The sequence below is a fragment of the Brevundimonas sp. genome, assembly GCF_041919755.1.
Taxonomy (GTDB): Bacteria; Pseudomonadota; Alphaproteobacteria; order Caulobacterales; family Caulobacteraceae; genus Brevundimonas.
This window is the reverse complement of sequence record NZ_JAYRTD010000001.1, coordinates 45,760-72,256: the sequence shown is the minus strand read 5'-3', so window position 1 is coordinate 72,256 and position 26,497 is coordinate 45,760. Positions and strand designations below refer to the sequence as shown.

Genomic DNA, 26,497 nt, shown 5'->3' with positions numbered 1-26,497 from the left:
GGCGGGTCTGCTAGACTCCGTCTCATGTCGCCCGCCGTCCGCCCCGCCGCCAGCATGGCCCTGCAATATGTACTGCTGTTCGCGGCCAATGGCGTGACCCTGCCGTTCGCGGGGCTGTGGTTCCGCGCGCAGGGATTGAGCGGGGCCGAGATCGGCGTGCTGCTGGCGGCCCCCATGCTGGGGCGGCTGGTGACGGGGCCTGCGCTGGCCGTCTGGGCCGACGGGTTCCAGACGCGGCGAGCCCCTATCGCCATCCTGGGGGCCGTGATGGCGGCGGGCTATGCCGGGGCCGGGCTGGCGAGCGGCTTTGCGGGCTGGGCCATCGGCTGGTTCGTCGGGGCGACGGCGGCGGCGGCGCTGATCCCGCTCAGCGATGTGCTGACCCTGCGGCTGGCGGCCCGGCATGGCTTTACGTTTTCGCTGCCGAGAGGCGCGGGGTCGGCCGCCTTCGTTCTGGCCAATCTGGGGATGGGGGCGCTGCTGCTGCGTGCACCGGTGGACGCGGTGATCGTCGCCAGTGTGGTAGCGGCCCTGGGCATTGTGGTCGTCGCCGCGGTCGTCCTGCCGAGCGAGCGCGTGACCGATGGCGCGACGGTGCGGGGTCGCGAGCGGTTCAAGGGAGTGGGCCGGCTGCTGGTCGATCCGGTCTTCATGCTCGCCATTTTCGCCGTCGGGGCGGTTCAGGCGGCGCATGCCTTCCAGTACGGCTTCTCTGCCATCCTGTGGCAGTCGCAGGGGGTCAGTGCGGCGGTCACCGGTCAGCTCTGGGCGTTTGGTGTGGTGGTCGAGATCGCGCTGATGTGGGTCGTGGAGCCCTGGCGCAGACGGGTCGGCATAGGGGCTTGGAGCCTGCTGGTGATCGGATGCGTCGCTTCCATCCTGCGCTGGTCGCTGATGGCGATGGCACCGCCGCTGTGGGCGCTGTGGCCGCTGCAGGCGCTGCATGCCCTGACCTTTGCCGCGACCTTCCTGGCGGGGGTGCAATTGGTGGAGCGGCTGTCGCCATCGGACGGGCATACGGCGGCGCAGACGCTGAGTTCGGTGTTGTCGGCCGGGGTGCTGATCGGTCTGGCGACGATGGTGTCGGGGCCGCTGTACGACCGCTTCGGAGCCGGCGGCTATTGGGCGATGGTGGTGTTGGCTGGTCTAGGGCTGGCGGCGGCGCTGATGCTGCGCGGGGGGCTGGCCCGGCGAGCGATCAGGCCGCGCGGGGACGGGGCAGGGGGGCCAGATGCCGGGCGATCGCCTGGGCCGCGGCCTTGACCGCCTTCTGGACATGGTCGTCAGCGGCATCGACGGGCGCGCGCAGCAGGCCGACGGCCGGGGTATCCATGCCCTCTGGCAGGGCCGCGAGGACGCGATACAGCAGATAGCTGCCGACATCGTCCTCGGTCTCAGAGCTGACGCTGGCCTTCAGACCGGCTTCGGCGATTTCGCGCACCATTTCGGCGGTGGGGGCGGTGGCGCGGGCGACGCCGGGGCCGTCGGGATTGCCCCTGTGGGTGCCGTCAAGGGAGCGGTTTTCGGTGCGGATCTGCAGCTTGAACCCGCCCTCCTGCCGCGTTCGTCCGACCAGCAGAAGACCGCGGCAGGCGGGAGAGCCGAGCGCTTCGCTGAGGGTGGCGACCAGGGCGTCAGGCGCGGCGGGGTCGATCGCCAGGGTTCGCGCGCCCGTCGGATTCCAGGGCTCGCCAGACAGGTCCTCGACCGGATCCCAGCCGGTGTCACCGATCTCATAGGCGCAGATGGCGATCGCCGGTCGGGTGTCCGGCGTCTCTAGCAATCGGGTGTCGAGCATGGCCCCCGCCTGTGCATGACGATACTGTGACAGATGGCGGGACCGTGTCGGAAACAGGCGGGTCCCGTCAATACACAATCGTTCGAGGGCTTAGCCCAGATCGCCGATGGCGGCGTCCAGCAGCATATAGGCGCGGCCGCCGTCGGAGGTCAGTTGACCCAGCACGCCTGCGCCATCTCGCGCCGCAGCGCGCATGCCGAGGTCGCGGGAGACGGCCCGCACATAGGCCTCGGCATCGGCTCGCATGTCCGGATCGGTCAGGACGCGGCGGGAGACGCTGCGTACGGCGGCGGGGGCGACGCGGCGCACGATCTGACGCGCGCGATCGGGGTCGCCGGCGGTCACGGCCTGGGCCGCCTCTTCGACGCGGGACCGGGGCAGGAGCGCATTCGGGTCGACCCCCATGCGGCGAATGGCGGCCGTGATGCGCTCGCCCAGAGCCTCGGTCGCGACCGGCGGCATCAGGGGTGTGTCGAGATCCAGCGGCTCGTCGTCGCGCGCAGCCGGGCCTGAAGTTTCGCGTTCGAAGGTGTTGGCCGGCTGGGGTTCGGGCTCTGGCACCGGGCGGATGCGCTGGCCGAAGCCGCGGTTTTCATCCTTGGGCGCGATGGCCGGGCGAAGGCCGGGGTCGGGCCGGGCCGGGGCCTCGACGACGGGCGGCGGAGCCACCGGCGTCGGCTCGCGTCGGCGTCCACCGGCAGGCTCGCCGGAGACGACGCCCATCAGCCGCACGGCCTCGGTCAGCATGTCGTAATTGCGGCGCACGCGTTCCTGGAAGCCGACATCCAGGGCTTCGGTATCGGCCGCGGCCTTCTGCGATGCGGCGGACAGGGCAGCGAGGCCCTGTTCGACGGAGGTGCGGACGGCCTCCACGCGGGACTGGGCCTCCTGCGGCAGGCGGGCGGTGCGGTCGTCCAGGTCGCTGATAGTGGCGTCGATGCGCGCCAGGGCGTCGTTCATGCGTTCGACGGTGGCTTCCAGTCGCATCAGGGCGCGTTCGCCAGCCTCATCGACCATGCCGGCGGTTTCGGCCACGATCCGGCGCGCGCCGTCGATGCGGGTATCAGCGGCCTGATCGGCCTTCTGGGCCGCTTCGAACAGGGCCTCGCCCAGGCGGTCGACGCGGACCTGAGCCAGATCGGCGGCCTCGGTGGCGGCTTGGCGCGACTCTTCCGCTGTGGCCTGAAGGGCGGCGAGGGCGCGCCGGGTTTCCTCGACCAGGGCGTCGCGGGCCTCTGCGGCAAGGGTCTCGAACTTGTCGAGGGCCAGTTTGGTGGCGGCGTCGAAACCGTCGGCCTCGCGCTGGGACATGTCGACGAGGGCGCGGAACTGGTCGGTGGCGGCCTCGACCAGGTCCTTGATCGATTCCGTTGTGCGCTGGGTGGTGTCGCCCAGATCCTGGGTAACGGAGCGGGTGGCGGACAGCTGTTCGGTCAGCTGGGCGCGCTGGCTCTCGACCTGGGCCGAGAAATCCTCCTGATCGGTGCGCAAGCCAAGGGCTGCGGTGACCAGGGCCGCGCGCTGCTGGCCCAGACCTTCCTCGACGGAGAGGATCTGTTCGGCGACGCCGGCGCCAGCATTCTCCAGACGCAGGGTCTGGCGGGCCAGGTCATCTGCGGCGAGGCGGGCGGCGTCCTGGGCCTCTCCGGCGGCGGCGGCCAGGTCGGCGGCACGAGCGGCGAGGGCGGCCTCGGCTTCTCGCAACTGGGTCTGGGCCAGGTCGGAGGCGTCGATGACCATGCGGGACTGGCGCTCGACCGCATCGGCCACGCCGGTGGCCTGGGCGTCGAGGCGGGTGCCCAAGGCCTGCATCTCGTTGCGCTCGGCCCCCAGCTGCTCGACCAGACGACGAGCGGTTCTGCCAGCGACATCGGCGGCGTCGGTCAGGCGGGTGGTTTCCTGAACCAGGGCCTCGCGCAGCAAGGTCATGTCGTGTCGGGCGCGTTCAGCGGCGACCGAGGCCAGATCGATGTCGTTGCGCAGGGACTGCAGCACGGTGCCCGTCTGCTGCGCCGCGAGCGCGGTAGGGGCGACCAAGGCCTCGGCCAGTTCGCGCGCGCGGCGGGTTTCGGCGGCGAGACCGGCCCCCTGACGCACGGCATGGGCCAGCAGGATGGCCAGGCCGACGGGTGCGAGGGCGATCAGGGCATAGACGGCGAGACGGAGCGGCTCCAGCTCGGCGGTGCCCGCGCTGACCTCATACGTCAGCCAGGCGACGACGCCGGCGACCCAGGCGGCGGACGCGAGGCCAGCGATCAGATAGGCACGGTTTTCACCCGGAGCGGCGGCCTTGCGCGCCCGGCCCGTCGCCTGAAGCGCTTGCGTGTCATACGGTGCCAATGGGGCTTGTGCAGACGATTTGGCTGGCTCGGACGCCAATGCTACGGCCCGTTCCGGGGCGGCAAGGTTTTCGGCCCGCATTTGACCCACGGCTTGGGCTTGAGCCTGACGAGCCTGTTCCTCGGCCAACCGACGCCGACGGCGTTCGGACATGGGACGGTCGAGGTCGAGAGCGGGGTCTGGCGCAGGCTCCGCGACGGCTGTGCCCTCGTCATGCTGATCCGGCTCGACGGGATCGAGGGATGACAGGTTCAGAGGAGGCCGTTGGCGGGACTTCATAGTGCGTCGAACTCGTCACGAGAGGGCATCGAGGCGCGACGCCGGGTGGACGAGGAAAACCCTAGCGGTTCAATCGACAGGGGAAAAGGCGATTCAGGTCGAAAGGCGGGGGACGAATCAGCAGCTACGCTGGGGGCTATCGGCTACGACAATCACCGTGGATGCGCGCTGATCGCCGCAGTCCTGGACGCGGCGGATTTCGCGTTCAGGCTTGTTCGGCACATCGACGTTCATGCCGAATTGCGACAGGGCGACGGCCACCAGCATGGCGACGAACCCCGCGATCAATTCGATAAGCGCCTGCATCGGCGACGTCCCCTGTCAGAATGACTGAGACAGTATGCTCGCAAAGCGGCGGTTGGGCAATCCATGTCGAAAGGGTGGCAGCTTCAGCATTCGGCTGGACCGGTTGTCACGCTTTTGCGCTAGGGTCGCACCATGACGGATGCGGACGATCAGGCCTTCGAGCCCGGACGGAATTGCTGGCGGGTCGAAACCGCCGGTCGGCTGGCCGTGCTGATGGAGAACGACTCCTATTTCGAAGCCCTGCGATCCTCGATCGCCAAGGCGCAGAAGTCGATCGTCATCCTGGGCTGGCAGTTCGACCCGCGCACGCGGCTGGACCCCGAGAGCCATCATCACGACCATCAGGCCCAGATCGGCCATCAGTTGCGTCGGCTGGTGCGATCGCGGCCCGAGCTGGATGTCCGGATGCTGATCTGGAAGTCGCCGCTGCTGATCGCGGCCTCGCAGGGCTTCTATCCGCACAAGTCGCAACGCTGGTTTCGCAAGCGGATGGTGGAGTTCCGGCTCGATCCAGGCATTCCGGGGGCTTGCCATCACCAGAAGGTCGTGATCATCGACGATGCCGTGGCCTTCGTCGGAGGCGGCGACATCGCGACGGATCGCTGGGACACGTCCGAGCATCTGGACGGCGATCCGCGCCGGTGCCAGCCGTCGGGCGTTATCTGTTCGCCGCGTCATGAGGTCATGGCTGTCATGGATGGGCCGGCGGCCAGGGCGCTGGGCGATCTGGCGCGGCATCGCTGGTTCAAGTCGACTTGGGAGAAGACCCTGCCGGATGTCACGGACAATGATCCCTGGCCGGACGAGGTCGAGCCGGACATGCGCGACACGCCCGTGGCTATCGCTCGCACCGAGCCGCGCTGGCATTCCAAGGTGGAGGTGCGGGAGAACGAGGCCCTGCATCTGGATCTGATCAAAAAGGCCAAGCGGCTGATCTATCTGGAGAATCAGTATTTCACCTCGCCCGTGATCGCTGCGGCCCTGGCCGAACGGCTGGAGGAATGGGACGGGCCGGAGATCGTGCTGGTCTCGACCGGTACCAGTCCCAGCTGGTTTGACCGGATAACCATGGATACGGCGCGGTCAGAGGTTCTGTACAGGCTCGAGCAGGCGGACCGGCACAACCGGTTCTTTGCCTTCACGCCGTGGACCAAGGGAGATGAGCGGATCATCGTTCATGCCAAGGTGTCGATCTATGACGACGACATCCTGAGGATCGGCTCGACCAATCTGAACAACCGGTCGCTGGGGTTCGATACCGAATGCGACATCGCGGCCCGGCCAGGCACGGAGGAGGGGCGGGCGGCCATCGCCCGGTTCCGACACAGGACCCTGGGCCACTGGATCGGCGTGGACACCGACGCCTTTGCCGCCGCCGAGGCCTTGAGCCGATCGGTGGGCGAAGCGGTGCTACGGTTCGATACCGGGCGGATGAAGGTACTGGGTGCAACGGCTCCATCCAATATCGAGCGGCTGATCGCCGAGTTTCAGCTGGGTGATCCGACCTCGACCGCCGATGCCTTCAGGCCGTGGAAGCGGAGGATCCGGTCGCGGCGACGGCTGCCGCTGCAGTCGGCCTGATCTCGAAATCCATCACCAGCGGAAGGTGATCGGAGGCCGCGCGCGCCAGCGGCGACCGCGGGGCCCAGATGCGCGTCGGCACGATGTCCGGCGTGACGAAGGCGTGGTCGATCCGGATGGTCGGAAAGGTCGAAGGAAAGGTCTTCACCGATGGCTTCAAATTCAACAGACGCTGGGCATCGGCGAGATGCCGGGTCAAGGTCTTGTAGGGCCGGGTCATGGAAGTGGCGTTGAAGTCGCCGGTCAGGATGGTCGGGCCCTTGCAGTCCGGATGGCCGGCCCAACCCGCGCCGATGAGGGCGGCGGCCTGAAGGCGCTGTTCGCGCGGGACCAGCCCCAGATGGGTGTTGATCACGTTCAGGGTCACGCCGTCGAAATCGATCGCGGCCCAGAGAGCCCCGCGCGGCTCCAGCCCCGGCACGCCGCGGACGGTTGGCAAAGCACCAGACTTCAACAGCCGCTCAGGATGCAGGCTGAGAATGGCGTCGCCGTATTCCTCCGCCTCGATCCGCATGGCGGCGTTGAAGTGGAAGGTCATGGCCAGGTCGCGCGCGATGGCTTCGGCCTGGTCGACATGGCCGGTGCGGGCGCGGCCGACGTCCAGTTCCTGAAGGCAGACAATGTCCGGCTCCTGCTCGGCGATGACGGCGGCGACGCGGGCGACGTCCAGCCGTCGGTCGGTCCCGACACAGCGATGCACATTATAGGTCAGCAGGCGGGGCATACGGGTCCGTGAGAAGCGCAGTCGAACGGATAGGGTCTATGGCCACCGATTGCGACGCCAAAGCGACGTCCTGACAGACGCGTCACATTACGACCAGCTTGTCGGCGATCTCGTTGCGGTTCAGCGGCCGTGGCGGGAAGTGTCGGGCCAGTACATCGCCGCACAGGCCGATAGCCGTCTGGAAGCCATCGACAGGATCACCGGCTTTCAGGCCCTGGGCCAGCGCCTGAGCGGCGTCAGCCCAGACTTCGGGCTCGACCCGGCTGTGAATGCCCTCGTCGGCGATGACCTCGACCTGACGATCGGCCGCGCAGGCGAACAGCAGGACGCCGGTCCGGGCCTCGGGCACGTGCTGGCCTTGGGCCAGAAACTGCTGCAGGGCCGCCTTGCGAATCCGCGCCTGACGCACCTGACGGGGCGTCACTCAGCGCCGCACGGGCTGGATCGAGGTCAGCAGGTAGACGACGATGAAGGTGGCGGCCTGGATCAGGGCATAAGCCGACAGGTTCTGAGCCACCCCCACATCGGTGGAGGCCAGATGACCGGCCTGCCAGCTGTCCGCCAGTTTTGGCACCCAGCTGGGACCCATGCCTAGCGGAATGATAGCGAGGGCAGAATCTGCGCGGCCTACAGCGATCAAGCGCTCAGATCGTTAGGGGCTATCCCCGCGCTTCGGCAGGCGGCGGTATAGGTGTTGGCCAGCAGGCAGGCGATGGTCATGGGGCCGACGCCGCCGGGGACGGGGGTGATCCGGCCGGCGACCTCAACGGCTTCGTCGAAGGCGACGTCGCCGACGACCCGGGTCTTGCCTTGGGCCGCCTTGTCCGGATCGCGAGAGGGGACACGGTTGATGCCGACATCGATGACGGTGGCACCGGGCCGGATCCAGTCGCCCCGGATCATCTCCGGACGACCGACCGCGGCGACAAGAATGTCGGCGGTGCGGCACAGGGCAGGCAGATCGCGGGTGCGGGAGTGGGCGATGGTGACGGTGCAGCTTTCGCCCAGCAGCAACTGCGCCATCGGCTTGCCGACGATGTTGGAGCGGCCGACGATGACGGCGTTCAGACCCGACAGATCGCCCAGCTCCGCCTTCAGCAGCATCAGGCACCCCAGCGGCGTGCAGGGCACCAGACCCGGCAGGCCAACGGCCAGCCGCCCGGCATTGACCACGTGAAAGCCGTCCACATCCTTGTCGGGATCGATGGCTCCCAGAACGGCGGCACTGTCGATGTGGGCGGGAAGGGGCAGCTGGACCAGAATGCCGTGAATGCCGGGGTCGGCGTTCAGCGTGGCGATCAAGGCCAGCAGCTCATGCTGGCCGATGGTCTGGGCCATGCGATGCGTTTCGGAGCGCATGCCGGCACGCAGGGTCGTCTCGCCCTTGTTGCGGACGTAGATTTGGCTGGCGGGGTCTTCGCCGACAATCACGACCGCCAGGCCCGGCTTGACGGCATGGGTCGCTTCCAGCCGGGCGGAGGCGGCGGCGACGCGCTCGACCAGTCCGACGGCGAACGCCTTGCCGTCGATCAGGGAGGCGCGAGCGAGGGCGGCCGTCATGGTTTCGGCTCCGAAGTCAGGAATCGTGCGGTGTCAGCGATTTACAGACAGGCCGGTTCGGCGTCTATGATCGGCGCGACTTCACGAGGGATTTGCATGCGCCGTCAGACCATTCTCGCCGCCGTCAGCGCGCTGGCGCTGTTCAACGCGGTGCCCGCCCTGGCGCAATCGACGGACGCGCCGCCGGTCGCGACGCTGGATGTCGGCACCGAAGTGCAGGGAGCCCTGACCGCCGACGATCCTGTGGGGGTCGATGACGAGTATCGCTATGACGTCTATCGCTTCCGGGCGGCGGCAGGGCAGCGGTTGGAGTTTACGCTGCGGGCGGAAGATTTCGACGCCTATCTGGCCATCTATGAGGGCGGGCAGGACGAGGCGCTGGCGTCCGATGACGATGGTCTGGGGGATGGTACCGACTCGCGGCTGCGGTTTACGGCGAGCCGGGACGGCGACTATCTGCTGCATGCCCGAACGTTGTCCGGGCTTGAGGGGGGCGACTACACCCTTACGTTGACGGAGCGGCCTCCGGCTGTACCGGCCCCGGAGCCTGGCTCGATCGCGCTGGGTCAGACGCGGAACGGTGCCCTGGCCGACGACGATGCGGAGACGGACGAGGGCGGGCACTACGACGCCTATGTCTTCACAGCCGAGGCGGGCCAGCGGTTCACCTTCGATCTGGTCTCCAGTGCCTTCGATCCGGTGGTCCGGGTGGGGCGGATGGAGGGCGAGGTCTTCACCGAACTGGCCATGAACGACGACGGGCCGGATACGGAGCTGAACTCGCGGCTGATTTTCACGGCTCCGGAGGCAGGTAGCTATGTCGTAAGGGCGACCTCGCTGTCGGACAGCGGTACCGGCGACTACAAGCTGAGCCTGTCGGAGGGGCCGGCTCCCATCGCGGCGACGGCCATCGCCATCGGCGACACGGTGGAGGGCGAACTTTCCGAAGACGACGGCCGCAGCGCCGACGGCTTTGCCGCCGATCGCTATCGGTTCGAGGGGCGCGAGGGTCAGCGCATTCGTATCGACATGACGGCCTCGGATTTCGACAGCTATCTGGAGCTGTTCGACGAGGCTGAGACCAGCCTGGCCACCGACGACGACGGCGGGCCCGAGGGACTGAACGCCCGGATCAACTTCATCCTGCCCAGGACAGGATCCTATGTCATTTCGGCGCGCGGGTTCTCCGACGCGACGGGCGACTACAGCCTGAAGGTCTCCGAGATCGAGCCTGACCGGCCGCCCCAGCCGCTCGCCTTTGGGGCCACGGTCCAGGGTGAGATCAGCGAAACCGACAATGAGGACGGCGACGGTCGCCATTTCGAGGCCTACAGCTTCACCGCCTCCGAGGGGCAGCGCGTGCGCGCCATCATGCGCTCGGGCGATTTCGACACCTATCTTCAGATCGGTAATGCGGAGGGCGACTTCTCCATGTTGGCCTCCGATGACGACGGCTTGAGCGAAGGTACCGATTCGCGGCTGGACTTCGCCATCCCGGAGGACGGCACCTATGTGGTGCGCGCCTCGCCCCTGGGGTCGGAAGGCGAGGGACTGTATTCGTTGGAACTGATTGACCGGGGGCCGCAGCCGAAGCCGGGCAGCCTGCTGGTCGGCTCGACCGCGCGGGGCACACTGACCGAGACCGACGCCACCGCTGCCGACAACAGCTTCTACGACGCCTATCGCGTGACGCTGAAGGAGGACGAGGAACTGGTTCTGACCATGGTGTCCAACGAATTCGATAGCGTGGTCTTCATCGGACGCGATCAGGTGGACGGCGAGTTCGAAATCCTGGGATCGGACGATGACAGCCTGTCGGATACTCATGCCAAACTGGAGTGGAAGGCTCCTGCCGACGGAACCTATGAAATTCGTGCCGGAGCTTTTGTCCAGGGACAGACCGGCAGCTATGCCCTGACGGTCGAGAAGAAGCCCTGACGCTTTGTCGCCCCGCCTGACGTGCTAGAGCCACTGCATGGGTGATGCTGGCGACGACTATGATCTGATCCTGGTCGGCGGCGGGCTGGCGGCGGGGCTGATCGCCTGGCGGCTGGCGCTGGACCGGCCCGACCTGCGCTTGGCGGTTATCGAGCGGGACGGGAGGATCGGTGGCAACCACACCTGGTCCTTCTTCGACAGCGATCTGGAAGACCGGGATCGCGCCTGGCTGGCACCCGCCGTGGCGCACCGCTGGGCCGAGGGGCATGAGGTCTATTTTCCGGCGCGGTCGCGGGTGCTGGCGACGCCGTACAACAGCATGACGTCCGAGCGGCTGCACAAAGCCGTGGCCCCTTTGCTGAGGGATCGGCTGATCGCTGGAGAAGCGGTGGTGGTCGAGACGACAGGAGTGACGCTGTCGGACCAGCGCAGGCTGACGGCGCGGGGCGTCATCGATGCGCGCGGGCCTAGGCCGACGCGGACGCTGGACCTGGGCTGGCAGAATTTCGTCGGGCGGACGGTACGCCTCACGGAGCCCCATGGCCTGACCCGCCCGACCATCATGGATGCGACGGTGCGCCAGTACGGAGCCTATCGCTTCGTCTATCTGCTGCCGTTCGACGACCGGACGTTGATGATCGAGGATACCTATTATGCCGATACGCCGGAACTGGATCGTGGGGCGCTTAGGGGGCGGATCGACGCCTATATCCGCTCGCGCGGCTGGAGCGTCGAGGCGGTGGTGGCCGAGGAAGAAGGTGTCCTGCCGATCGCCCTGGATGGCGACATCGACGCGTTCTGGGCTGAGGAGCCAACCGTGGCGCGGGCGGGCCTGTGGGCCGGGCTGTTTCACCCGGTCACCGGCTATTCCCTGCCTGACGCGGTCAGACTGGCGCGTCTGGTGGCCGCCAGCGACGATTTGAGTTCCGAAGGGCTGCGTCGGCTGACGGAGACGCACTCCAAGGCGACGTGGGCGGATCGGGCCTTCTATCGCCTGCTGAACCGCATGCTGTTCCGCGCTGCGGAACCGGAAGAGCGGTGGCGCGTCTTTCAGCGGTTCTACGGCCTGCGCGAAAGCCTCGTGCGGCGCTTCTACGCAGGGCACATCACCACGCTCGACAAGCTGCGCCTGCTTGCGGGAAAACCGCCTGTCCCCGTGGGCAAGGCGTTGCAGCAGCTTCGCGAGTCGGGGCAGGGATCACGACCATGAGAGATCAAGTCGCACGTCGGGCCGTAGTGGTTGGAGCCGGTTTCGGCGGTATCGCCTTGGCCATCCGCCTGCAACGCGCGGGCATTCAGACGACCCTTGTCGAGAAGCGCGACAAGCCGGGTGGTCGCGCCTACGTCTGGAAAGAACACGGCTTTACCTTCGACGCCGGTCCGACCGTGATCACCGATCCAGACTGCCTGAAGGAACTGTTCGAGGGGACGGGGTCGGAACTGAAGGACTATGTCGACCTGATGCCGGTCGATCCCTTCTATCGGCTGTGCTGGGAAGACGGAAAATCCTTCGACTACAACGACGACCAGGCAGCGATGGAGCGCCAGATCGCAGCCTTCAATCCCAAGGACGTCGAGGGCTACAACAAGTTCCACCAGTATTCCGAGGAATTGTACCAGGAAGGCTACATCAAGCTGGGCGCTGTGCCGTTCCAGTCCTTCTGGTCGATGATCAAGGCGGCACCGGAGCTGGCGCGGCTGGAAAGCTGGAACAGCGTCCATGCCATGGTGGCGCGCTATATCGAGGATCCGCACCTGCGCCAGGCCTTCAGCTTCCACACGCTGCTGGTCGGAGGCGACCCGTTCAAGACCAGTTCGGTCTATGCCCTGATCCATGCGCTGGAGCGGCGTGGGGGAGTGTGGTTCGCACGCGGCGGGACGGGGGCGCTGATCGCCGGACTGGTCAAGTTCTTCCAGGACCTGGGCGGTGATTTCCGCCTGAATGCGCCGGTCGAACGCATCGAGATGCAGGGCGATCGCGCTACCGGCGTGCGGCTGGAAGGTGGAGAGGTCATCCCGGCCGACATGGTCGCGTCCAATGCCGACGTGGTCCACACCTATGACGAGATGCTGGGCCACACCGCACGCGGTCAGGCCAAGGCGAAGTCGCTGAAGTCCAAGCGGTTCTCGATGTCGCTGTTCGTGCTGCACTTTGGCCTGAAGACGCCGCAGCCGCAGCTGGCCCATCACACCATCTGTTTCGGGGCGCGATATCGCGAGCTGATCAGCGAGATTTTCGCGGGGCCGAAACTACCGGACGACTTCTCCCTGTATCTGCACGCCCCGTGCGCCACCGACACTTCGATGGCACCGGAGGGGATGAGCAGCCACTATGTCCTGTCGCCGGTGCCGCATCTGGGGGCCGCCGACATCGACTGGTCGGTCAAGGGTCCGGAGTATCGCGAAAAGATCATCGACTATCTGGAAGAGCGCTACATCCCCAATCTGCGGCGCGATCTGGTGACCACGCGCATCTATACGCCCGGCGACTTTAAGGAAGACCTGCACGCCCATCTGGGCTCGGCCTTCTCGCTGGAGCCGATCCTGACGCAGAGCGCCTGGTTCCGGACGCACAATCGCGATGACAAGGTCTCGAACCTGTATGTCGTCGGCGCCGGGACCCATCCGGGCGCGGGCATTCCCGGCGTGGTCGGTTCGGCCAAGGCGACGGCGGGTCTGATGCTGGAGGATGCGAAGGCCATCGCATGACCGACGCCGTCCTCGCCGCCTCCAAGGCCTCGATCGTCAAGGGGTCCAAGAGCTTCCGCTCTGCCTCGCGGCTGTTCGAGCCGGAGGTGCGCGAGGATGCCTGGCTGCTGTACGCTTGGTGCCGGGCCTGCGACGACGAGATCGATGGCCAGGACCATGGCTTCGGCCATGAGGAACTGACGGTCGAGGAGCAAAAGCGTCGGCTGGCGCGGCTGTACGACATGACCCGCCGCGCCATGACGGGCGAGCCGATGTCAGACCCGACCTTTGCGGCCTTCCAGCGGGTGGCGCTGCGCCATCGCCTGCCCGAGCGCTGGGCCATCGACATGATCGACGGCTTTCGCATGGATGTGGAGCATCACGACTATCGTACAATGGACGACGTCATGGCCTATTGCTGGCATGTCGCGGGTGTCGTCGGGGTGATGATGGCGCGGGTCATGGGGGTGACGGACGCCGAGGTTTTGCGTCGGGCTCAGGATCTGGGACTGGCGTTCCAGCTGACCAATATTTCGCGCGACGTGATCGAGGATGCGCAAGGCGGACGGGTCTATCTGCCCGCCGACTGGCTGCGCGAGGCGGGGGTCGCGCCGACGCCCGAGGCTGTGGCCGATCCGGCCAACCGCGCGGCAGTGCACGCCGTCACCTGCCGTCTGCTGGATGCGGCTGAGCCCTATTACGACAGCGCGCGCGACGGGCTGCGGGGCCTGCCGTTCCGCTCGTCGATGGCGATCGCGGCGGCGCGTGGGGTCTATCGCGAGATCGGCCGCAAGGTGGCGCGGGGCGGGCCGGGCGTCTGGAAACGGCGGGTGTCGGTTGGGCGGGCCATGAAGCTGTGGCTGTTCGGGCGGGGTGCGCTTATCGCGATCTGGACCCAGGTGCTGGATCGTGGAAAGGCCCCGCCGCCGCGGCCGGCCCTGTGGACGCGAGTCTAAGCGCTTCGCGCCGCGCTTCGGGCAGCCGCCACCAGGGGGTGCTCGGGCTCAGGTGATGCTCGTGATGCATGCCAAAATGAAAACAGGTCAGCAGCGAGGCCAGCCACGGCATGGGCACCGTCCGGGCATTGTGATGATCGGCGAAGGCCGCGCCTGACGCCTCATGACGATGCGGCATCCAGGTGCCGAAGACGAACAGCTGCAGGGCGCTGAGGATGGCGGGCAGGCCCCAGAACAGGGCGACGTTCAGGGGCGAGGCTTTGAAGATAAACAGATAGGCGAGCAGCACCGCCGTCACGATGGCGAACTCGCGCCAGCCGAAGTAGCGGGTGAAGAAGCGATAGAACCACGGTCCGAACCGCATGGGATCCCCGGCGTGGAAGTCGGGATCGTCGGCGCTGCCCGGGCTGCGGTGATGCTGATGGTGGCAGACGTTCAGGCGGCGGAACGAGAAGGCCGCATAGGCCCCGACGCAGACCTGGCCGATCATGGCGTTCAGACGGGGTCGGCCGGGAGCCAGCGAGCCGTGCATGGCATCGTGCGCGACGATGAACATGCCGGCCCCAAGCCAGCTCTGCGTCAGGATCAGCAGCGGCGCGGCGATGACGGCCGGCCAGGTCAGAGGCTGGAAGAAGATGCCCCAGACGTGCAGGGCGACCCAGCTGCAGACAATCAGTCCGGCCAGCGAAAGCCCGATCACCGTTTGCCGGGTCCGTGTGATCGGGGACAGAATCACTCTGCGGGCAGGTCGGCTGCGCGCGCGGCGCGGCGGGCCTTCAGCGTGGCGCTGAGGCGATGCGGGTCGGGGGCGAAGACAAAGCCGAAAGACACGGCTCCTTCGCGGGTCTGGACCGCGTGATGCAGCTTGTGGGCCTGCACCAGGCGACGGGCATAGCCGTTCTTCGGCATCCATCGCCATGGCCATCTTTGGTGCACCAGACCGTCGTGCACGAAGGCGTAGACGAGGCCGTACAGGGTTACGCCCAGGGCAATGGCGCGGACCCACCACAGGCCTGTCAGCCAGGCGAGGACGAACAGCCCCGTCCCGACCAGCGCGCCGACCACACCATACAGGTCATTGACCTCGAAGGCCTTGTCGTGCGGCTCATGATGGTCGCGATGCCAGCCCCAGCCCAGAGGACCGTGCATGATGTAGCGATGCGTCCACCAGGCCACGCCCTCCATGGCGAAGAAGACGGCGAGCGTCAGAAGGGTGAACCAGACGGCGATCATGGCGAGACACTACGCCCGCTCGGTTTCGGTTCCAACAGCGACCGCTCGCCGCTAGGGTCGATTTCATGCAGAACGACGCCATCCGAAACCGCAAGGACGAGCATCTGGACGTGATCCTGGCGGGGAAGGCGCGGCACGGGCGCGATGCGGGGTTCAGCGATATCCGTTTCGTGCACGAAGCCTTGCCGGACCTGGATCACGGCAAGATCGATCTGGGCGTCGACTTTCTGGGGCGGCGGCTGAAGGCCCCGCTGCTGATCAGCTCGATGACAGGCGGACCGGCGCGGGCCGAGGCGATCAATGCGCGGCTGGCCGAGGCGGCCCAGCATTTGGGCATCGCTCTCGCGGTGGGCTCGCAACGGGCGGCGCTGGAGGGCCAAGGTGCGGGTCTGGACATGGCCCTGAGGCTCAAGGCCCCGGACACGCCGATCCTGGCCAATATCGGTGCGGCCCAGCTGACGCAGGGGTTCGGGGTCGACGAGGCGCGGCGGGTGCTGGACATGATCGCGGCGGACGCCCTGATCGTACATCTGAACCCCCTGCAGGAGGCCTGCCAGCCCGAGGGCGACCGCGATTGGTGGGGCGTCGGCGCGGCGCTGGAGGCCTTGGTCAAGGCGCTGGATGCGCCTGTGGTGGTCAAGGAGACGGGTGCGGGGATCTCGGGCGCGACCGCTCGGCGACTGGCCGAAATGGGCGTGGCCGCCATCGATGTGGCCGGGGCCGGCGGCTCGAACTGGGCGACGGTCGAGGGTGAGCGGGCGACCGATCCGGCGGACAAGGTGCATGCGGCCGCCTTTGCCGACTGGGGCATTCCGACCGCACGGTCGATTGTCGAGGTCCGCGCCGCCTGTCCGGACCTGATGCTGATCGGCTCGGGCGGTATCCGCGACGGCGTGGAGGCGGCCAAGGCGATTCGTCTGGGGGCCGATGTGGTCGGTCAGGCGGCGGGCGTGCTGGCGGCGGCCACCGTCTCGACCGAGGCGGTCGTGGAGCACTTCCAGATCCTGATTCGCCAGTTGAGGACGACCTGTTTCGTCACCGGCTCGGCCAATCTGACGGCTCTGAAGGCCGCGGCACTCGAGAACTAGGCCGACGGCAACAGGTCCCCAGCGAAAGCCCGGTACCGGCCCGCCCGCACGCCGTCGGTCGCTCGGGCGATGTCCGGGGCAAAATAGTGGTCGCTGGCGTAGGGGGCGGCGGCCTCGCGGACGACGGCAAAAACCTGCTCCAGTTCGGGCGAGGAGGTCAGGGGGCGGTGGAATTCCAGCCCCTGCGCTGCCGCCAGCAGTTCGATCCCGACGACGGTGGCCGTATTCTCGGCCATGTCCAGCAGGCGGCGCGCGCCGTGGGTGGCCATGGAGACGTGGTCTTCCTGGTTGGCGCTCGTCGGGACGGTATCGATGACGCAGGGATGGGCGACCATGCGGTTCTCGGCGACCAGGGCGGCGGCGGTGACTTGGGCGATCATAAAGCCGGAGTTCAGGCCGCTTTCCCTGACCAGAAAGGCGGGCAGTTCGCTCATCTTGGGGTCGACCAGGATGGCGGTGCGTCGCTCCGAGAGATTGCCGATCTCGCACAGGCACATGGCGATCTGATCTGCTGCATAACCAACGGGTTCGGCGTGGAAGTTGCCACCGGATATGACATCGCCGTCCTCGATGAAGACCAGCGGATTGTCGGTCACGGCATTGGCCTCGCGCTCCAGCGTAACGGCGGCATTGCGCAGGACGTCCAGCGTTGCCCCCATGACCTGGGGCTGGCAGCGCAGGGAGTAGGGGTCCTGGACCTTGGAACAGTCGTCCCGGTGGCTGTCGCGGATGGCCGAACCGGCCATCAGCGCACGCAAACGAGCGGCGACGTCGATCTGGCCTGGCTGGCCGCGCAGGGCGTGGATGCGGGCATCGAACGGCGCGTCCGACCCTTTCAGCGCATCGACCGACAGGGCCCCGGCGGCGATGGCGGCGGCCAAGGTGGCCTCGGCTGCGAAAAGACCGGCCAGAGCCAGCGCCGTGGAGCATTGCGTCCCGTTCAGGAGGGCCAGACCCTCCTTGGGTCCCAGGGTCAGCGGCGAACGGCCGACCCGCGTCAGGGCGTCTTCGGCGGATAGCGTCTGGCCACCCGAGCGGGCCTCGCCGACGCCGATCAGGACGCAGGACATGTGGGCCAGGGGTGCCAGATCGCCCGAGGCCCCGACCGACCCTTTCGAAGGGATGCAGGGCAGGATGTCGGCATTGACCAGGACGATCAGCGTCTCCAGCGTGTCGCGCCGGATGCCGGAGGCCCCCTTGGACAGACTGGCGATCTTGAGCACCATCAGCAGACGGACCACAGCATCGTCCAGCAGCGGCCCGACCCCGCAGGCGTGGCTGAGAACCAGGTTCTTCTGAAGGGTTTCAAGGTCTTCGGGCGCGATGCTGGTGTTGGCCAGCAAGCCGAAGCCGGTGTTGATGCCATAGACGGTGCGGCCATCGGCGAGGATGGTCGCGACCGTGGCAGCCCCTTTGTCGACATCGGCCCAGGCGGCGTCCGTCAAACCTACCGTGACCGGGCTTTCGAGCACGGCGCGAAGCTGAGCGAGGGTCAGTGGCCCAGAGCCGATGGTGATAGCATTCATGATCAGGCTTTCAGGCTCGGCAAGTTCAACCCGTGTTCACGGGCGGCTGAAGCGGCGATGTCATAGCCCGCGTCTGCGTGGCGCATGACGCCCGTGGCGGGGTCGTTCCAGAGGACGCGCTCCAGACGCGCGGCGGCCTCGGGCGTGCCGTCCGCTACGATGACGACGCCGGAATGCTGGCTGTAGCCCATGCCGACGCCGCCGCCGTGGTGGAGCGAGACCCAGCTGGCGCCGGAGGCTGTGTTCAGAAGGGCGTTCAACAGCGGCCAGTCGGACACGGCGTCGGAGCCGTCCATCATGGCCTCGGTCTCGCGGTTGGGGCTGGCGACAGAGCCGCTGTCCAGATGATCGCGGCCGATGACGATGGGGCCGGATAGCTCGCCCGATGCAACCATGTCGTTAAACAGCAGGCCCGCGCGGTGGCGGTCGCCCAAGCCGATCCAGCAGATGCGGGCGGGCAGGCCCTGAAAGGCGATGCGCTCGCCCGCCATATCCAGCCAGCGGTGCAGGCCCGCATTGTCCGGGAACAGCCGCTTCATGGCGGCATCGGTCTTCTTGATGTCGTCCGGATCGCCGGTCAGGGCCGCCCAGCGGAACGGGCCGATTCCGCGACAGAATAGCGGGCGGATATAGGCCGGGACGAAGCCGGGGAAGTTGAAGGCATCGGTCACGCCTTCGTCGAAGGCGACTTGGCGGATGTTGTTGCCATAGTCGGTGACGGGGATGCCTGCCGCCTGGAAGTCCAGCATGGCCTGAACGTGGATGGCGCAGGATTTGCGGGCCGCGGCCTCGACGGCGGTGGGGTCGGAGACGCGCCTGTCCTCCCATTCCCCAACGGTCCAGCCGGCCGGCAGATAGCCGTTGATCAGGTCGTGGGCGCTGGTCTGGTCCGTCACCAGATCGGGGCGGATGCCACTTCGGACCATTTCAGGCAGCACTTCCGCCGCATTGCCCAACAGGCCGACGGATATGGGCTTTCCGGTCCGGCCTGCCTCGTCGATCAGGGCCAGAGCTTCATCCAGCGTCTCGACTATCACGTCCAGATACCGGGTACGCAATCGCATCTCGATCCGGCTGCGCTGGCATTCGATGGCCAGGCAGGATGCTCCCGCCATGGTCGCCGCCAGCGGCTGGGCCCCGCCCATGCCGCCCAGGCCCGCCGTCAGGATCCATTTGCCCGAGGTGTCGCCGCCCCAGTGCTGGCGCGCCGCCTCCATGAAGGTCTCATAGGTGCCCTGAACGATGCCCTGGGTGCCAATGTAGATCCACGACCCGGCCGTCATCTGGCCGTACATGGCCAGACCCTTGCGATCCAGTTCGTTGAAATGCTCCCAGGTCGCCCATTTGGGCACCAGGTTGGAGTTGGCGATCAGCACGCGCGGCGCGTCCGTGTGCGTTCGGAACACCCCGACTGGTTTGCCCGACTGGACCAGCAGGGTCTCGTCGGCTTCCAGCGTGCGCAAGGATTCTACGATCCGGTCAAAGCTGGCCCAGTCCCGCGCCGCCTTGCCGATCCCGCCATAGACGACCAGGTCCTCGGGCCGTTCGGCGACCTCGGGGTCGAGGTTGTTCATCAACATGCGCAGGGCGGCCTCGGCGGCCCATGTTTTTGCGGTCATCTCGAGGCCGCGCGGGCTGCGGATGACGCGAGTGTTCATCTGTTGAGTCGACATGGCCGTCTCTCTACGCTGCCCGCCCATGACCTTGGAAGACTCAGAGGCGCTGGGCTGGCGCAGCGTGGCCGACCTGATCGGCGATCACCCGGATGCGCCGGTCGCCCTGATCGGGGCGGGGCTGAACGAGCGGTCGTTGACGCCGGGGCGTTGCGATCTGGGGCCCAAGGCGTTCCGGGCCGTGCTGCCGCGTTTTTCGACATACGATGTCGAGACGGAACGCGAGCTGACAACCCGTGTGCACGATGCCGGGGACCTAGCGCTAAAGGCCGTTTCGCCGGCCAACGCTTTCGATCCTGTTCGTGAGACGGTTGCGGCGCAGGGTGGGCGCAACCTGACCATACTGGTCGGTGGCAACAACGCCATCACGCGGCCCGGTGTGCACGGGCTGGGTCTGGCGCGGACGGGCCTGCTGACGCTGGATGCGCATTTCGATCTGCGCGACACGGATCAAGGGCTGACCAACGGCAATCCGGTGCAGGCTCTGCTGGAGGACGGTCTGGCAGGGGAGCGGATTAGTCAGGTCGGGCTGGCCCCCTTTGCCAATACGCGCCGGGCGCATGATAAGGCCAAGGCTGCGGGGATAGCGGTCCGGACGGCGCGCGAATGCCGAGATCAGGGGCTGGCGACCGTCGTGGCGCAGGAGCTGGAGCGGCTGTCCGCTCTTTGCGACGTCATCTATGTCGACTTCGACATCGACTTGATCGACCGCAGTCAGTGGCCGGCGTCACCGGGGGCGAGGCCGGTCGGCGTGTCGGTGCAGGACTTCTTCGAGGCTACGCGAGTCATCGGGGCCTGCGCCAGGGTCAGGGCTGTGGATCTGACGGAGTACGATCCGTCCCTGGAAATCGGCGATCTGGGGTCGCTGACGGTCGGGCGGTGGTTCTGCGAACTACTAACCGGGTTCGAGCAGCGATGATCCGGGCCGACCGCCTGATCACCGACTGCCAGCTGGCCACGATGGTGCCCGGCGGCGCGCCTTACGGAACAATCGAGGACGGGGCTATTCTGGTGCGTGATGGACGCATCGCCTGGGTCGGGGCTCGCGTCGACCTGCCTTCACACCAAGCGGTGCAGACGGATCGTCTGGACGGCCGCTGGGTGACGCCGGGGCTGATCGACTGCCATACACATCTGGTCTTCGGCGGCGACCGGTCCGGCGAGTTCGAACAGCGGCTGGGCGGCGCGACCTATGAGGAGATCGCGCGTGCTGGGGGCGGGATCGTATCGTCCGTGGCGGCGACGCGGGCGGCGTCGGAGGATGACCTCTACGCCAGTGCCCTGACCCGGCTGGAGGGGCTGAAGGCCAGCGGTGTGACGACAGTCGAGATCAAGTCGGGCTATGGCCTGGATCGCGAGAGCGAGCTGAAGATGCTGCGGGTCGCGCGGCGGATCGGGCGCGAGGCGGGGGTACGGGTCCGCACCAGCTACTTGGGCCTGCACGCGGTGCCGCCGGAACACCGCGCGGACCGCGCGGCCTATGTCGATCTGGCGATCGACGACATCCTGCCTGCTGCCCATACCGAGGGCCTGGTCGATGCGGTCGATGCCTATTGCGAGCCCATAGCGTTTTCGACCAACGAGGTGGCGCGGTTGTTCGACAAGGCGAGGGATTTGGGACTGCCGGTCAAGCTGCATGCGGATCAGCTGTCGGACGGTGGCGGGGCAGAGCTGGCGGCAAAGTACGGAGCCCTGAGTGCGGACCATGTCGAGCACACGACCGGGGCGGGCGTGCGGGCCATGGCGCAGGCGAGCGTGGTCGCCGTGCTCCTGCCAGGAGCCTATCTGATGCTGCGCGAGACGACGCCGCCACCCATCGCTCTGTTTCGACAGCATGGGGTGGAGATGGCCGTGGCGACGGACTGCAATCCCGGGACGTCGCCGGTGACGTCGATGACGGCGGCCCTGAACCTCGCCTGCGTGCAGTTCCGGTTGACCCCGGAAGAGGCACTGGCGGGGGCCACACGCATCGCGGCCAAGGCTCTGGGACTACAGGGTGACATCGGCATGATCGAAGCCGGCAAGATCGCCGATCTCGCCGTCTGGGACGTCGAGCGGCCAGCGGAGCTCTGTTACTGGCTGGGCAAGCCGATGTTGACTAGCCGCTATCTGGCAGGACAGCCGAACTAATCGCAGTATTCGACCTTGACCGACAGGTCCGGGCGGGGCCGTTCCAGAGGCGGGTCCGCCAACGTACCGATGTGGATGAAGCCGGCGACCTGTTCGCCCTCGGTCAGCCCCAGAAGGTTGAGCGCGTCGGCATCATAGCTGTACCAGTCGGTGATCCAACTGGTAGAAAAGCCGAGCGCTCCGGCGGCGTGTTCCAGGTTCATGCAGACGGCCCCGGCGGACAGTTGCTGCTCCCAGACCGGCACCTTCTGGCTCGGCACGGGGCTGGACACGACCAGGATGGTGACGGGCGCGGCGGTGAGCTTGCCCAGAACGGCGCGGGCCTTGTCCGGCTGCGGCTGGTTCTGGGCCAGGGGGGTGAACGCCTCGGCGAGTGTGGAGCGGCTTTCTGGGCCGAGGACAACAAACCGCCAGGGGAAGAGCTTGCCGTGGTCGGGCGTTCGCGCCCCGAGTTCGAGGATGCGGGCGACCTGTTCGCGTGTTGGGCCGGGTATGCTCAGAGCCTGGGCCGGTGCCGAGCGACGGCGGGCGAGGCGATCCTCTAGCTCTGTGGAGGCGACGGGGAGCGGCAGGGCCAGGCCAAGATCGGTATCGGTCATGCGGTCTAGCTAGGCACGGGCGCGGGTCGGCGCCATACCCGGTCGCATGAGCGACTTCCGAAAAGCCTTCGACGCCGACAGGCCGACCCCGTCATGGGACGACGGGAGCGATCGTCCGCCTGCTTGGGAGGACGCGGGATCGAGCGTGATGTTCGAAAATCCCTGGATGCGGCTGACCCGTCATGCGGCCACCGCGCCGACCGGCCTGAATGCCGATTATGTCGTGATGCGGCCGCAGAATATTTCGGTCGGGGTGCTGCCGATCCATGACGACGGAACGATCACCCTGGTGGGCCAACAGCGGTTCGCCCTGATGAATTGGTCGTGGGAAATGCCGGAGGGAGGCGCGCCCTTCGACGAGGATCCGCTGGAAGGGGCCAAACGCGAACTGGCCGAGGAGGCGGGGCTGGAGGCCGCGCACTGGCGCGAGGCGCTAAAGGCCGAGATGAGCAACTCCGTCACAGACGAACGGGCCATGGCCTGGCTGGCCTGGGGGCTGACGCCCGTGCCGATCGCGCCGGACCCGACAGAGATCATCAGGGTCGTCCGCGTCTCGTTCGGCGATCTGTTGCGATAAATCGGCAACGGAGCGGTGCGCGACATGTTTACGGTGGCGACAGCCCTGCGGGCCTATCATATGGCGCGGGAGGGCGAACTGCCGCCCGAATTGGCGAAGGCCCTGCTGTCAGGCCTATGATCGCGCACTGAAGGAGCCGGACATGACCAGGCTGGAAGTCGTCGCCGCGAGCGATCAAACCCCCGACACCTGGGCCATGCTGCGCGCCTCGGCCGAGCAGGCGGCGCGGGATGAGCCACTGCTGGCATCGCAGTTGAACGCCGTCATCCTGGCGCATGGCGATCTGGCCGCCGCCCTCAGTTTCCAGATCGCGCGCAAGATCGGCGATGACGAGATGGGGCCGATGTCGGTGCGCGAGGTCTGCCGCGAGGCGTTCGAGGGCGATCCGGCGATCGTGGCGGCGGCCGCGGCGGACCTGCAGGCCGTGGCCGAGCGCGACCCGGCGATCCGGTCGTTGCTGCAGCCATTTCTCTACTTCAAAGGCTTTCAGGCCATCCAGGCGCATCGTGTGGCGCACTGGCTGTGGCAACAAGGGCGAGAAACCCTGGCCTTTCACATGCAGGGCCGGATGTCGGAACTGTTTCAGGTTGATATCCATCCGGCCGCGACGCTGGGATCCGGTCTGTTCTTCGACCACGGCACCGGTATCGTCATCGGCGAGACGGCGATGATCGGTGATGAAGTTTCGATGCTGCATGGCGTGACTCTGGGCGGTACGGGCGCCGAGCGCGGCGATCGCCATCCCAAGATCGGTCGCGGCGTGCTGTTGGGGGCCGGAGCCAAGGTGCTGGGCAATATCGCGATCGGCGATTACGCCAAGGTGGCGTCAGGGTCGGTGGTGCTGAAGGCGGTTCCGGCGGGATGCACCGTGGCCGGCGTTCCGGCGCGATTGGTCAACTGCCCGACGGGCGATGCGCCAGCGCGAACGATGGACCACACGTTGGCCGACATCGTCTATGACTTCGTCATCTAGGGTCAATTCCTCGAGTGAATGATCACTCGAAGTCTTGCAGACTGGCCTGACCACTGGTTTGACGCTGCCAATAAGGCAGGGGGAGCGACCATCGCTCAGTACTAGATGCATCACCCCGGCGAGATCATCTTCTCGGGTCGCACGGCTTCGTCGAACTCCGCGTCGGTCAGATAGCCGCCGCCGACCGCCTCCTCGCGAAGGGTCGTGCCATTCTTGTGAGCGGCCTTGGCGATCTTGGCGCAGGCGTCATAGCCCAGCTTGCCGTTCAGGGCCGTGACCAGCATCAGAGAATTGTTCAGCCCACGCTCGATGTTGTCGGTCCGGGGCTCGATGCCGACGACGCAGTTCTCGGTAAAGCTGACCGCGGCATCGGCCATCAGCCGCACCGACTGCAAGAAGTTGTAGGCCATCACGGGGTTGAAGACGTTCAGCTCGAAATGGCCCTGTGACCCTGCGAAGGTAATGGCGGCGTGGTTGCCGAACACCTGGACGCAAACCTGCGTCAGCGCCTCGCACTGGGTCGGGTTGACCTTGCCCGGCATGATCGACGAACCCGGCTCGTTCTCCGGGAGGGCCAGTTCGCCCAGGCCCGAGCGGGGCCCCGAGCCCAGGAAGCGAATGTCGTTGGCGATCTTGAACAGGCTGGCCGCGACCGTGTTGATCGCGCCGTGGCTCATTACCATAGCGTCGTGGGCGGCGAGCGCCTCGAACTTGTTGGGAGCGGTCGTGAACTTCAGGCCGGTGATCTGGGCGATCTTGTCGGCCACGCCCTCGGCGAACCCGACCGGCGCGTTCAGGCCGGTGCCGACGGCCGTGCCGCCCTGGGCCAGCTGCATGAGGTCGGGCAGTGTGGATTCGATCCGCTCGATACCCTTGGCGACCTGCTGGACGTAGCCGGAGAACTCCTGGCCCAGCGTCAGGGGCGTGGCGTCCTGGGTGTGCGTGCGGCCGATCTTGATGATGTCCTTCCACGCCTGCGCCTTGTCGTTCAGGGCGTTATGCAGGGTCTGAAGGGCTGGCAGCAGGCGGTGGACGACCTCTTCGGCGCAGGCGACATGCATGGCCGTCGGATAGGTGTCGTTGGACGACTGGCTCATGTTGACATGGTCGTTGGGGTGGACCGGCTTCTTGGATCCCATCTCGCCGTCCAGCATCTCGATCGCGCGGTTCGAGATCACCTCATTGGCGTTCATGTTCGACTGGGTGCCCGATCCGGTCTGCCAGACCACCAGCGGGAAGTGATCGTTCAGCTTGCCCTCGATGACCTCGTCTGCGGCCTTGACGATGGCGTCGCCGATGGCGGGGTCCAGACGGCCCAACGCCATGTTGGTCTCGGCGGCCGCGCGTTTGACGATTCCTAGGGCGCGGACGATGGGCAGGGGCTGCTTCTCCCAGCCGATCTTGAAATTGCCGAGGCTGCGCTGCGCCTGTGCGCCCCAGTAGCGATCCGAGGCGACCTCGATCGGGCCAAAGGTATCGGTCTCGGTGCGGTGGTCGGTCATGGCGCGGGCGGCTCTCTCAGACATGGCGGAGGAATGCGCAGGCGTGTAGCACGGAGGCGCAAAGGGGCAAGGACGGAGCGGCCATAATGCGACCAGAGGCCAGGGCATGACCGCCGGCTGGATCGGCACCGGCAAGGTCCGCGCCCGTGAGGTCGGCGACGTCGTCGAGATCACCATCGAGGGCCTGACGACCCAAGCCAAATACTACAAGCCGCTGGTCTATGAATTCATGCGCAAGGAGTGGTCGTCGCGGCCATCCTATGGCGACTACACCGTCGAAATCCTGATGGAGCATATCGGCGATCCGCCGTGGATGGACCTGGACAATCTGGCCAAGGCCCTGCTGGACGCGATCAAGGGCTATCTGTTCCACGACGACAGCCAGGTCGCCCGTTTGCTGGTCGAGCGCCGTCAGGGCGAGCGGGAGCGGATCACGATCAGGTCGTTCCCGCGCCGCTGAAGCGATCGACTATTTCTTGCGGAATTGGTCCAGCGAGACGACCTTGGGACCGTCATCGTCGCTTGGGGCGGGGGCCTTGGCGGGCTCGGCCGCCTCGATCTCCTGCACGATCTCGTCGACCGTTACCGGTTCCTCGAACTGAAGCAGGAACTGGACCGAGGGATCGTAGAACCGCGTCACGGCCGTATAGGGCATGGACAGGACCTTTGGCATACCGCCGAACTTCAGCATGACCGAGAACCGGGTCGGCTCGACCGTCAGGTCCCAATACTGGTGCTGCAGCACCACGGTCATCTCTTCGGGGTATTTGGCCAGAACGTCCGGCGGCACGCTGACGCCCGCCGCGCGGGTCTTGAAGGTGATGTAGAAGTGGTGCGCGCCGGGGATGCCTTCGGGCATGGCGGCCCGCTCCAGCGCCAGGCGAATGACGCCGCGCAGGGCATCCTGCGCCAAGGCGTCGTAGTGCATCTCGTCGACGGGGGGCGTCTCTTCGGCCATGGATCGCTCTCGTGTTCGCGCGAGGTGTAGCGGGGCCGCGCGACGGGCGAAAGATGGCGATGAAGGAA

The 26,497-nt window shown here is 67.0% G+C and carries 26 protein-coding genes; 12 read left to right on the top strand and 14 right to left on the bottom strand.

Annotated features, from left to right (window positions below):
• Positions 1–24: 24 nt before the first annotated feature.
• The gene (locus ACE3TH_RS00400; protein ID WP_374596314.1) at positions 25–1,263 is read left to right on the top strand and encodes an MFS transporter; all 1,239 of its coding nucleotides are present in this window, start codon (positions 25–27) and stop codon (positions 1,261–1,263) included.
• On the opposite strand, the gene ACE3TH_RS00395 is transcribed toward ACE3TH_RS00400, so the two are convergent.
• The 3 genes from ACE3TH_RS00395 to ACE3TH_RS00385 all read right to left on the bottom strand — a co-directional run bounded on the left by ACE3TH_RS00395 (position 1,199) and on the right by ACE3TH_RS00385 (position 4,723).
• Complete coding sequence (locus ACE3TH_RS00395; protein WP_374596312.1) at positions 1,199–1,798, bottom strand: hypothetical protein; 600 nt, start codon at positions 1,796–1,798, stop codon at positions 1,199–1,201. The genes ACE3TH_RS00400 and ACE3TH_RS00395 overlap by 65 nt on opposite strands.
• A 90-nt stretch (positions 1,799–1,888) precedes the next feature.
• On the bottom strand, positions 1,889–4,417 hold the full coding sequence (locus tag ACE3TH_RS00390) for a tipN (protein ID WP_374596310.1): 2,529 nt from the start codon (positions 4,415–4,417) through the stop codon (positions 1,889–1,891).
• Positions 4,418–4,534: 117 nt separating this feature from the next.
• Positions 4,535–4,723 (bottom strand): hypothetical protein, encoded by a 189-nt coding sequence (locus tag ACE3TH_RS00385; protein WP_374596308.1) that lies wholly within the window; start codon positions 4,721–4,723, stop codon positions 4,535–4,537.
• A gap of 132 nt (positions 4,724–4,855) precedes the next feature.
• On the opposite strand from ACE3TH_RS00385, the gene ACE3TH_RS00380 reads away from it, so the two are divergent.
• The gene (locus ACE3TH_RS00380) at positions 4,856–6,304 is read left to right on the top strand and encodes a phospholipase D-like domain-containing protein (protein WP_374596306.1); all 1,449 of its coding nucleotides are present in this window, start codon (positions 4,856–4,858) and stop codon (positions 6,302–6,304) included.
• Here ACE3TH_RS00380 and ACE3TH_RS00375 read toward each other — a convergent pair.
• From ACE3TH_RS00375 to ACE3TH_RS00360, 4 genes are all read right to left on the bottom strand, one after another.
• Positions 6,246–7,028, bottom strand: coding sequence for an endonuclease/exonuclease/phosphatase family protein (locus ACE3TH_RS00375; RefSeq protein ID WP_374596304.1), 783 nt, complete (start codon positions 7,026–7,028; stop codon positions 6,246–6,248). The two genes, ACE3TH_RS00380 and ACE3TH_RS00375, sit on opposite strands and share 59 nt — an antisense overlap.
• A gap of 82 nt (positions 7,029–7,110) precedes the next feature.
• Positions 7,111–7,452 (bottom strand): TPM domain-containing protein, encoded by a 342-nt coding sequence (locus tag ACE3TH_RS00370; protein WP_374596302.1) that lies wholly within the window; start codon positions 7,450–7,452, stop codon positions 7,111–7,113.
• Positions 7,453–7,617: a hypothetical protein gene (locus tag ACE3TH_RS00365; RefSeq protein ID WP_374596300.1), complete on the bottom strand. Its 165-nt coding sequence runs from the start codon at positions 7,615–7,617 to the stop codon at positions 7,453–7,455.
• A gap of 47 nt (positions 7,618–7,664) precedes the next feature.
• Positions 7,665–8,588, bottom strand: coding sequence for a bifunctional methylenetetrahydrofolate dehydrogenase/methenyltetrahydrofolate cyclohydrolase (locus ACE3TH_RS00360; RefSeq protein WP_374596298.1), 924 nt, complete (start codon positions 8,586–8,588; stop codon positions 7,665–7,667).
• A gap of 96 nt (positions 8,589–8,684) precedes the next feature.
• Here ACE3TH_RS00360 and ACE3TH_RS00355 point away from each other — a divergent pair, with 96 nt between their 5' ends.
• From ACE3TH_RS00355 to ACE3TH_RS00340, 4 genes are read left to right on the top strand one after another with little or no spacing between them, the layout of a single operon-like run.
• Positions 8,685–10,526 (top strand): PPC domain-containing protein, encoded by a 1,842-nt coding sequence (locus ACE3TH_RS00355; RefSeq protein ID WP_374596296.1) that lies wholly within the window; start codon positions 8,685–8,687, stop codon positions 10,524–10,526.
• Between the two features lie 37 nt (positions 10,527–10,563).
• Positions 10,564–11,736 carry a lycopene beta-cyclase CrtY gene (gene crtY / locus ACE3TH_RS00350; RefSeq protein ID WP_374596294.1) on the top strand — a complete coding sequence of 391 codons (1,173 nt, stop codon included), beginning with the start codon at positions 10,564–10,566 and terminating at the stop codon, positions 11,734–11,736.
• A complete protein-coding gene (locus tag ACE3TH_RS00345; RefSeq protein ID WP_374596292.1) occupies positions 11,733–13,235 on the top strand; it encodes a phytoene desaturase in 1,503 nt (500 codons plus the stop codon). Before crtY ends, ACE3TH_RS00345 begins: the two co-directional genes overlap by 4 nt.
• Complete coding sequence (locus ACE3TH_RS00340) at positions 13,232–14,170, top strand: phytoene/squalene synthase family protein (protein WP_374596290.1); 939 nt, start codon at positions 13,232–13,234, stop codon at positions 14,168–14,170. Before ACE3TH_RS00345 ends, ACE3TH_RS00340 begins: the two co-directional genes overlap by 4 nt.
• Here ACE3TH_RS00340 and ACE3TH_RS00335 read toward each other — a convergent pair.
• Positions 14,094–14,870, bottom strand: coding sequence for a fatty acid desaturase (locus ACE3TH_RS00335; protein ID WP_374596288.1), 777 nt, complete (start codon positions 14,868–14,870; stop codon positions 14,094–14,096). The two genes, ACE3TH_RS00340 and ACE3TH_RS00335, sit on opposite strands and share 77 nt — an antisense overlap.
• A 32-nt stretch (positions 14,871–14,902) precedes the next feature.
• Positions 14,903–15,403, bottom strand: a complete 501-nt coding sequence (locus tag ACE3TH_RS00330; RefSeq protein WP_374596286.1) for a sterol desaturase family protein — start codon at positions 15,401–15,403, stop codon at positions 14,903–14,905.
• A 65-nt stretch (positions 15,404–15,468) separates the two neighbouring features.
• On the opposite strand from ACE3TH_RS00330, the gene fni reads away from it, so the two are divergent.
• Positions 15,469–16,491, top strand: coding sequence for a type 2 isopentenyl-diphosphate Delta-isomerase (fni, locus tag ACE3TH_RS00325; protein WP_374596284.1), 1,023 nt, complete (start codon positions 15,469–15,471; stop codon positions 16,489–16,491).
• Here the strand turns inward: fni and hutH are convergent.
• Entirely contained in the window at positions 16,488–18,017 is a 1,530-nt protein-coding gene (gene hutH, locus ACE3TH_RS00320) for a histidine ammonia-lyase (RefSeq protein ID WP_374596282.1), read from the bottom strand. The genes fni and hutH overlap by 4 nt on opposite strands.
• 2 nt (positions 18,018–18,019) lie before the next feature.
• Positions 18,020–19,690: a urocanate hydratase gene (gene hutU, locus ACE3TH_RS00315; RefSeq protein WP_374596280.1), complete on the bottom strand. Its 1,671-nt coding sequence runs from the start codon at positions 19,688–19,690 to the stop codon at positions 18,020–18,022.
• Here hutU and ACE3TH_RS00310 point away from each other — a divergent pair.
• Positions 19,689–20,609, top strand: a complete 921-nt coding sequence (locus tag ACE3TH_RS00310; protein WP_374596278.1) for an arginase family protein — start codon at positions 19,689–19,691, stop codon at positions 20,607–20,609. The two genes, hutU and ACE3TH_RS00310, sit on opposite strands and share 2 nt — an antisense overlap.
• A complete protein-coding gene (gene hutI / locus ACE3TH_RS00305) occupies positions 20,609–21,820 on the top strand; it encodes an imidazolonepropionase (protein WP_374597083.1) in 1,212 nt (403 codons plus the stop codon). Before ACE3TH_RS00310 ends, hutI begins: the two co-directional genes overlap by 1 nt.
• Here the strand turns inward: hutI and ACE3TH_RS00300 are convergent.
• Entirely contained in the window at positions 21,817–22,419 is a 603-nt protein-coding gene (locus tag ACE3TH_RS00300; RefSeq protein WP_374596276.1) for a nitroreductase, read from the bottom strand. The two genes, hutI and ACE3TH_RS00300, sit on opposite strands and share 4 nt — an antisense overlap.
• 148 nt (positions 22,420–22,567) lie before the next feature.
• Here ACE3TH_RS00300 and ACE3TH_RS00295 point away from each other — a divergent pair, with 148 nt between their 5' ends.
• Positions 22,568–22,996, top strand: coding sequence for an NUDIX domain-containing protein (locus tag ACE3TH_RS00295; protein ID WP_374596274.1), 429 nt, complete (start codon positions 22,568–22,570; stop codon positions 22,994–22,996).
• Between the two features lie 142 nt (positions 22,997–23,138).
• Entirely contained in the window at positions 23,139–23,969 is an 831-nt protein-coding gene (gene cysE / locus ACE3TH_RS00290; protein ID WP_374596273.1) for a serine O-acetyltransferase, read from the top strand.
• A 110-nt stretch (positions 23,970–24,079) separates the two neighbouring features.
• Here the strand turns inward: cysE and fumC are convergent, their stop codons facing one another.
• A complete protein-coding gene (fumC, locus tag ACE3TH_RS00285; RefSeq protein WP_374597081.1) occupies positions 24,080–25,471 on the bottom strand; it encodes a class II fumarate hydratase in 1,392 nt (463 codons plus the stop codon).
• Between the two features lie 106 nt (positions 25,472–25,577).
• On the opposite strand from fumC, the gene ACE3TH_RS00280 reads away from it, so the two are divergent.
• A complete protein-coding gene (locus ACE3TH_RS00280; protein WP_374596271.1) occupies positions 25,578–25,931 on the top strand; it encodes a RusA family crossover junction endodeoxyribonuclease in 354 nt (117 codons plus the stop codon).
• 9 nt (positions 25,932–25,940) lie between these two features.
• Here ACE3TH_RS00280 and ACE3TH_RS00275 read toward each other — a convergent pair whose 3' ends face one another.
• Positions 25,941–26,429: an SspB family protein gene (locus tag ACE3TH_RS00275; RefSeq protein WP_374596269.1), complete on the bottom strand. Its 489-nt coding sequence runs from the start codon at positions 26,427–26,429 to the stop codon at positions 25,941–25,943.
• Positions 26,430–26,497: the final 68 nt, after the last annotated feature.

What these genes read in the sequence shown, in the direction of transcription:
- ACE3TH_RS00330 (WP_374596286.1), bottom strand. Translation starts at nt 15,403, where the DNA reads ATGATCGCCGTCTGGTTCACCCTTCTGACGCTCGCCGTCTTCTTCGCC.
- crtY (WP_374596294.1), top strand. Translation starts at nt 10,564, where the DNA reads ATGGGTGATGCTGGCGACGACTATGATCTGATCCTGGTCGGCGGCGGG.
- hutH (WP_374596282.1), bottom strand. Translation starts at nt 18,017, where the DNA reads ATGAATGCTATCACCATCGGCTCTGGGCCACTGACCCTCGCTCAGCTT.
- ACE3TH_RS00340 (WP_374596290.1), top strand. Translation starts at nt 13,232, where the DNA reads ATGACCGACGCCGTCCTCGCCGCCTCCAAGGCCTCGATCGTCAAGGGG.
- ACE3TH_RS00385 (WP_374596308.1), bottom strand. Translation starts at nt 4,723, where the DNA reads ATGCAGGCGCTTATCGAATTGATCGCGGGGTTCGTCGCCATGCTGGTG.
- fumC (WP_374597081.1), bottom strand. Translation starts at nt 25,471, where the DNA reads ATGACCGACCACCGCACCGAGACCGATACCTTTGGCCCGATCGAGGTC.
- ACE3TH_RS00390 (WP_374596310.1), bottom strand. Translation starts at nt 4,417, where the DNA reads ATGAAGTCCCGCCAACGGCCTCCTCTGAACCTGTCATCCCTCGATCCC.
- ACE3TH_RS00280 (WP_374596271.1), top strand. Translation starts at nt 25,578, where the DNA reads ATGACCGCCGGCTGGATCGGCACCGGCAAGGTCCGCGCCCGTGAGGTC.
- ACE3TH_RS00300 (WP_374596276.1), bottom strand. Translation starts at nt 22,419, where the DNA reads ATGACCGATACCGATCTTGGCCTGGCCCTGCCGCTCCCCGTCGCCTCC.
- ACE3TH_RS00275 (WP_374596269.1), bottom strand. Translation starts at nt 26,429, where the DNA reads ATGGCCGAAGAGACGCCCCCCGTCGACGAGATGCACTACGACGCCTTG.
- ACE3TH_RS00355 (WP_374596296.1), top strand. Translation starts at nt 8,685, where the DNA reads ATGCGCCGTCAGACCATTCTCGCCGCCGTCAGCGCGCTGGCGCTGTTC.
- cysE (WP_374596273.1), top strand. Translation starts at nt 23,139, where the DNA reads ATGACCAGGCTGGAAGTCGTCGCCGCGAGCGATCAAACCCCCGACACC.
- hutU (WP_374596280.1), bottom strand. Translation starts at nt 19,690, where the DNA reads ATGTCGACTCAACAGATGAACACTCGCGTCATCCGCAGCCCGCGCGGC.
- ACE3TH_RS00295 (WP_374596274.1), top strand. Translation starts at nt 22,568, where the DNA reads ATGTTCGAAAATCCCTGGATGCGGCTGACCCGTCATGCGGCCACCGCG.
- ACE3TH_RS00345 (WP_374596292.1), top strand. Translation starts at nt 11,733, where the DNA reads ATGAGAGATCAAGTCGCACGTCGGGCCGTAGTGGTTGGAGCCGGTTTC.
- ACE3TH_RS00380 (WP_374596306.1), top strand. Translation starts at nt 4,856, where the DNA reads ATGACGGATGCGGACGATCAGGCCTTCGAGCCCGGACGGAATTGCTGG.
- ACE3TH_RS00400 (WP_374596314.1), top strand. Translation starts at nt 25, where the DNA reads ATGTCGCCCGCCGTCCGCCCCGCCGCCAGCATGGCCCTGCAATATGTA.
- ACE3TH_RS00310 (WP_374596278.1), top strand. Translation starts at nt 19,689, where the DNA reads ATGGCCGTCTCTCTACGCTGCCCGCCCATGACCTTGGAAGACTCAGAG.
- ACE3TH_RS00360 (WP_374596298.1), bottom strand. Translation starts at nt 8,588, where the DNA reads ATGACGGCCGCCCTCGCTCGCGCCTCCCTGATCGACGGCAAGGCGTTC.
- ACE3TH_RS00395 (WP_374596312.1), bottom strand. Translation starts at nt 1,798, where the DNA reads ATGCTCGACACCCGATTGCTAGAGACGCCGGACACCCGACCGGCGATC.
- ACE3TH_RS00365 (WP_374596300.1), bottom strand. Translation starts at nt 7,617, where the DNA reads ATGGGTCCCAGCTGGGTGCCAAAACTGGCGGACAGCTGGCAGGCCGGT.
- ACE3TH_RS00375 (WP_374596304.1), bottom strand. Translation starts at nt 7,028, where the DNA reads ATGCCCCGCCTGCTGACCTATAATGTGCATCGCTGTGTCGGGACCGAC.
- fni (WP_374596284.1), top strand. Translation starts at nt 15,469, where the DNA reads ATGCAGAACGACGCCATCCGAAACCGCAAGGACGAGCATCTGGACGTG.